Here is a 5,998-nt window from a genome sequence, read left to right as displayed (position 1 = left end):
TTTTATACATTAACAGCTATTTTCTAGAGGGGGTGACAAAATAAATCTTATTTCAAGGGGTGACAAAATAAAGCTTATTCTATACAATGAATAAAAAAAATCAAAAAAATTATTTGAAAAATAATTCTTGTGTTATAATACTTAAGCAACAAGCGAAAGCAAGTTGCCCAGGTGGTGGAATGGTAGACACAAGGGACTTAAAATCCCTCGGTAGCAATACCGTGCTGGTTCAAGTCCAGTTCTGGGCACCATAATCTGCGCCCTTAGCTCAGCAGGTAGAGCAAATGGCTTTTAACCATTGGGTCAGAGGTTCGAATCCTCTAGGGCGTACCATTTCAAGAAATTGACCAAAATGAATTCGAAAGGATTCATTTTTTTATTTTCACGCATGCTAGATTAATAAAAAAATATACATTGCAATGTATGTTAAAAAAACTATAAATGTTTTGTCTTGCATAACCGTTCAAATGTATTAACATTGCGACTTTTATATCAATGCTTTGAGCCTATTCTTTGTAGAATAATCTTTATTTTGTCACACCTTAAATAAGATTTATGATATTTCTTTTTTCCTTTAACTAAGTGTAAAATATAAGATCCAGAGATATATTAGATGTTCAGATACACCTTAAATATATAAATTATAGGTAACAATGATTTATTTAACCGAAATGATTGGTATTATATAAAATGTAGATCTTATAAACACTTAAAAAGCGAGCCATTCATTGACAAAATGAATGAGCTTTTATCAAAATTTAATCAAGATAATGAAGAAATAAAAAAGACAATGCTTGAACTTTTTGGAAGCCTCAAAACATTGTCTCGTAAAGCTAAAAGTGATATTTACATTGAATAAATATCGCATGCATTTCACACTATTTTGTATTTTCTAAGATCAAAAAATAGAACTGATTATGTAGCAAAGCACTTGCATAAAAATACAGAAATAAGGAAATTAAAAAGTGTGTGATCTATACTTTTAGATAAAAATAGAAATATACTTTCATTGTATTTCCACATAATTTCCACATTTTTATCTCAAATCCTTTGTGAATATATATATATATATATAATAAAGGTGCATAAATGAATTTTATGCTGATTTATATAGTTAAATATAATTTACAAAGGAGTCATAATGCTACAAAAGCTCGATGATAAAAAACTTAATATAGCAATCATTGCCTGCATAACAGCAGCAGTGATTTCATTAATAATATTCCTATGTTTACCTTTAGCATTCAAAGCAGAAGCAGGACCATTTGGTGACTTTATTCCATATAAATCTTTAATGGAAATGGCAACATTCCGTGCAGGTGCTCCAGCAGATGCATATCCAGCTAAATATTTAGTTGCTGCTGTATTTACAATTATTTTTATTATTACATTCACATTATCAACTGCAGGTGCTCTAGGTTTAACAGTATTAAAATTTGTTAGAAAACAAAATAATTAGTATTTATATATAACTCAATTTATATATGGTATTTAAATAGCAATTTATTAAGCTATCTCCATTTTTAATTTCAAAATATCTGGAACATCCAGATGTTTTTCTTACTTTAATTTTTATTTACTGGATCTATATTTAAATAAGAATATTCTCATTAAATAGAATATATAAAAAACAGCGCTTACTTTTCATTCACAAAGTAAGCACTGTAATATTTAAATTTAATACCTTTTAATTTTTATTAGTATATATTGATACTAAATGATGTAGAAAATATATTTTACTTTTAAAATTTATGCAAGTGGTTGTATATTTCTTTCTTTGAACAAGCGCTCAACTTCTTTCCGAATTGCTTCTTGTTTGTCTTGATCAAACTTAGCAACTTTTCTTCCTCATGCTTCCAATTTTTCCATATATTCTAATCCTTTAGAATCACCTGGACGAATTTTTTGGGCTTCTGCATATAAATCAACATATTCTTCTGCTAATTTTTGTTCCTCTGTTTTTTCTTTGTTACATGATACAGCAGCTAATGGAAGAGCTACTAGTGAAGCTAATGGAGCACAAGTGAATAGTATTCTTTTAAGATTCATTTCATATCCTTTCAATTTACAATTTTTATATCTAAATAAATTAGTTTTTATTTACTAAATATAAGATATTAATATGCATGAATAAAAAATCTAAATGCATTAATGATATCCTATAGTAATATCTATTACAGCTTTATTATATATATATATTCACAAAGGATTTGAGATAAAAATGTGGAAATTATGTGGAAATAATTAAAATATTTATTTTTATATTATTAAAAGGCAACAAAAAACTTCTTACTACTAGAGTAAGAAGCGATTGGTCAATTTCTTGAAATGGTGCGAACGAATGGACTCGAACCATCGACCTCACGATTATCAGTCGTGTGCTCTAACCAGCTGAGCTACGCTCGCAAATATGTATGCATATTATACCATAAAATATTAGTATGCATACAAAAATTATTAAGTTTATTAACGTTTTGAGAATTGTCTTGCACGACGTGCAGCACGTAAACCTGGTTTTTTACGTTCTTTAGCACGAGCATCTCTTGTAAGCATTCCAGCTGCTTTAAGAGCAGCACGGTAATCTACATTAGCTTCTAATAAAGCACGAGCGATTCCTAATCTAATAGCTCCTGCTTGTCCGCTAAGTCCCCCACCAGTTACGTTTACACTAACATCAAATGTTCCAAATGTGTCTGTTAAAACAAATGGTTGATTTGCATCTTTTAAGTAGATATCAGATGTTAAGTAATCTCTAGCTTCACGGTTGTTGATTGTGAATTTTCCTGTTCCTGGTGTAAGTCTTACACGAGCAACTGATGATTTTCTTCTTCCTAAACCACGGTACATTACATTGTTATTAGCCATAATTATTTAACCTCTAATCTTTCTGGATTTTGAGCTGCGTGTTTGTGTTCTGGTCCAGCATAAACAAATAAGTTTCTACGTTGTTTGTTTCCAAGTTTTGTGTGTGGAAGCATACCGCTAACAGCTTTTTCAATAATAGCTGTAGGTCTTTTAATTCTTAATTTATCTGTTGTGATAGATTTAAGTCCTCCAGGGTATCCTGAGTGTGAGTAGTAAATTTTATCTGTTTCTTTGTTTCCTGTTAAAACAACTTTTTCAGCGTTGATAATGATAACATTATCTCCCATATCTGCATTAGGTGTAAATGTTGGTCTGTTTTTTCCTCTTAATACTGATGCTACTTGTGCAGCTAAACGACCTAAAACTTGTCCTTCAGCATCGACAACATATCATTTTTTGTTAGCTTGTTGAGTATTTACAATTGTAGTTTGTCTCATGCTAATCCTCCTACGTTAATATAAATTTAAATTTATTTAGGTTTCGGTTAATTTTTTTAAATTGCTTATTAATTATAACACACAAAACCTAATAAACTAATATTTTTTAATTATCTGTTTTTGCTTAAAAATAGGCATTTTAAAGCTACTTTTATATATATTATTGAATTTTTATTTGACTTAATAAATATATTGCGGCAGTTTCAGCACGTAATATTCTACTTCCTAAAGAAATTGCCTTAGCACCATATCCTTCAGCAAGCATAATTTCTTCTTCACTAAATCCACCCTCAGGTCCTACAAAAAACATTACATCTTCTTCTATAGGTTGTGGTAATGGAACTGAAGTTTCTATTTTTTCATGAGCAATATATTTATTTATTCCTTGAAATTTTAAAGCATCTTCAAACTTTGTTAAAGGTAATAATTCAGGAATCTTATTTCGAAATGATTGTTCAGCAGCATTTTGCAATATACTTCTAAAACGATCATATTTACTTTCAAATTTATTATATTTAACTAAATCGTGTTGTGTATACTGAGTAAGAATAGGAACAATTTTGCTTACGCCTAATTCTGTAGCTTTTTGTAACGCTCACTCAAAACGATCTAGTTTAATTACACTAATAGCTAAAATGACTTCTTGCTTTAGCTCATGATCTTGAGCTATTTCTTGAATGATTTTAGCTCTATCATTTTCTAGTACACATTGATAAAACTTGTTTTCGTATACACAAATAAAGTCTTTATCTTGCGCTCTAATAACTTTTATATGTTTTATTATTTCAGGCTCTAGAATAAAACCTGCATCATCTTTTTGGGTTACAAAGAAACGATTCATGATTATTCCTCATTCATAATTGCTTCGTAATCTTCTAGAGAACCTCTAAAGATAAAACTCTTTTGAGGTGATTGAAGTTCTAAAATAACATCAGCACATTGGTTAACAAATGCTCTGTTATATGTAGTGAAAATTGCTCCACCTTTAAAGTTTTTAACCCCTTCGATAACTGAGTCAATAGATTCAGCATCTAAGTGATCAAGTGGTTGGTCTAAGATAATAAAGTTTGATTCAAGTAACATCATACGAGAAAACATTAATCTAGCTTTTTCTCCCCCACTTGTTACTCTAACTTTTTTAAAGACAGAATCATTGTTAAATAACATACGACCCAAGAAACCACGCATACGTGCATCATCATTTTCACGATTTTCTTTTTCTTTATTTTCAAGTGGCCATTTTGAAATTCATTCAAGAATTGTTTCATCAGTATCAAAATATTTAGAGTTTTCATTAGGGAAATACGAAGGAGTAATAGTTTGACCTCACTCAACTGTTCCACTAGTTGGTTTACTTATACCGAGTAAGCATTCTAAGAATTTTGTTTTAGCAATATCGTCTTCCCCTACAATAACCATTTTTTCACCTGGTTTAAGTGAGAAAGAAAGCTTTTCAAAAACAGTTTCACCTTTATCATTTACATAAGTTAAATCTTCGACATTTAAAATTTGTTTACCATGATCTCTATTCATTTCTCAACGAACATATGGGTACTTACGGTTTGAAGGTTTAATTTCATCAAGTGAAATTTTTTCAAGAGCTTTTTTACGTGAAGTTGCTTGACGTGATTTAGATGCGTTAGCACTAAAACGAGCAATGAAATCTTTAAGTTTTTCAATTTGAGCTTCTTTTTTAAGGTTTGATTGTTTCATCATTTCACGAGCTAATTCTGAAGATTCTTTTCAGAAGCTATAGTTACCTGTATAAATTTTTGCTTCATTATAATCAATATCAACGATATGTGTACAGATCGCATCTAAGAAATCACTATCGTGCGATACAACAATAACAACATTAGGATAATCGATTAAAAAGTTTTCAAGTCATCTAATACTTCTAAGATCCAGGTGGTTAGTTGGTTCGTCCATTATTAGAATATCTGGGTTACCAAATAAAGCTTTCGCAAGTAAAACTTTAATTTTTTGGTTAGCTGTAAGCTCACGCATAGGAACTTCTCATTTTTCTTTAGGTATATGTAAGTTAGCAAGTAGTTCTTGTGCATCGTTTTCTGCAGTTCATCCACCTAACATACCAAATTTTTCTTCTAAATCAGCTGCTCTTTCATAATCTTTATCTGTTGAATCTGGATTCATATAAATAGCATCTTTTTCTTCTTTTATTTGATATAAATCAGTATTTCCCATAATAACAACTTCAGTTACATTCATATCATCGTAGGCATTGTGATCTTGAGAAAGTACAGAAATACGTTTGTTCTTTTCAATTACGATATTTCCACCTGAAGCTTCCATTTGACCTGCAATAATCTTTAAAAAGGTTGATTTACCAGCGCCATTAGCACCAATAATTCCATAAGTGTTACCTTCGGTAAATTTTAAATTAACGTTTTCAAATAGTTTTTTATCACTAAAAATCTTGCTTAAATTTTGAACTTCAATCATTTCAACTCCTTTACTTAATAATTGCTATATTATAATTTAATTTTAAATTTATAAAAATATTAAAAAAACCTTCAAATGAAGGCGATTGGCATCAAAGTTATTACACTCGATGTCGGCTCTTAAGTATTATACACTTAAGAATGATAAATCCTAATTTTAAAAGTATGAAAAATTCGCCTACAAATTAAAAATATGACTTTCCACTAAAGCTCTAATTTCAGTTGTAAAAACAA

The 5,998-nt window shown here is 29.8% G+C and carries 7 protein-coding genes and 3 tRNA genes; 4 read left to right on the top strand and 6 right to left on the bottom strand.

Annotated features, from left to right (window positions below):
- Window positions 1-165 precede the first annotated feature (165 nt).
- The 4 genes from ACX1M8_RS03310 to ACX1M8_RS03295 all read left to right on the top strand — a co-directional run bounded on the left by ACX1M8_RS03310 (window position 166) and on the right by ACX1M8_RS03295 (window position 1,459).
- Window positions 166-251, top strand: a tRNA-Leu gene (locus ACX1M8_RS03310).
- 6 nt (window positions 252-257) lie between these two features.
- A tRNA-Lys gene (locus ACX1M8_RS03305) sits at window positions 258-333 on the top strand.
- Between the two features lie 403 nt (window positions 334-736).
- On the top strand, window positions 737-859 hold the full coding sequence (locus tag ACX1M8_RS03300; protein WP_458836793.1) for a hypothetical protein: 123 nt from the start codon (window positions 737-739) through the stop codon (window positions 857-859).
- A 282-nt stretch (window positions 860-1,141) separates the two neighbouring features.
- Window positions 1,142-1,459, top strand: coding sequence for a hypothetical protein (locus ACX1M8_RS03295; protein WP_458836792.1), 318 nt, complete (start codon window positions 1,142-1,144; stop codon window positions 1,457-1,459).
- A gap of 290 nt (window positions 1,460-1,749) precedes the next feature.
- Here ACX1M8_RS03295 and ACX1M8_RS03290 read toward each other — a convergent pair whose 3' ends face one another.
- From ACX1M8_RS03290 to ACX1M8_RS03265, 6 genes are all read right to left on the bottom strand, one after another.
- Window positions 1,750-2,049, bottom strand: coding sequence for a hypothetical protein (locus tag ACX1M8_RS03290; RefSeq protein WP_458806915.1), 300 nt, complete (start codon window positions 2,047-2,049; stop codon window positions 1,750-1,752).
- A gap of 280 nt (window positions 2,050-2,329) precedes the next feature.
- A tRNA-Ile gene (locus ACX1M8_RS03285) sits at window positions 2,330-2,406 on the bottom strand.
- Between the two features lie 60 nt (window positions 2,407-2,466).
- Window positions 2,467-2,865, bottom strand: coding sequence for a 30S ribosomal protein S9 (gene rpsI / locus ACX1M8_RS03280; RefSeq protein ID WP_458616355.1), 399 nt, complete (start codon window positions 2,863-2,865; stop codon window positions 2,467-2,469).
- 2 nt (window positions 2,866-2,867) lie between these two features.
- Complete coding sequence (gene rplM, locus ACX1M8_RS03275) at window positions 2,868-3,302, bottom strand: 50S ribosomal protein L13 (protein ID WP_458836791.1); 435 nt, start codon at window positions 3,300-3,302, stop codon at window positions 2,868-2,870.
- A 160-nt stretch (window positions 3,303-3,462) separates the two neighbouring features.
- Window positions 3,463-4,143, bottom strand: a complete 681-nt coding sequence (locus ACX1M8_RS03270; RefSeq protein ID WP_458834704.1) for a 16S rRNA (uracil(1498)-N(3))-methyltransferase — start codon at window positions 4,141-4,143, stop codon at window positions 3,463-3,465.
- A 2-nt stretch (window positions 4,144-4,145) separates the two neighbouring features.
- On the bottom strand, window positions 4,146-5,765 hold the full coding sequence (locus ACX1M8_RS03265) for an ABC-F family ATP-binding cassette domain-containing protein (protein ID WP_458836790.1): 1,620 nt from the start codon (window positions 5,763-5,765) through the stop codon (window positions 4,146-4,148).
- Window positions 5,766-5,998 lie beyond the last annotated feature (233 nt).

Source organism: Mycoplasma tracheobuteonis (assembly GCF_054456995.1).
This window is presented reverse-complemented; position numbering and strand designations above follow the sequence as displayed.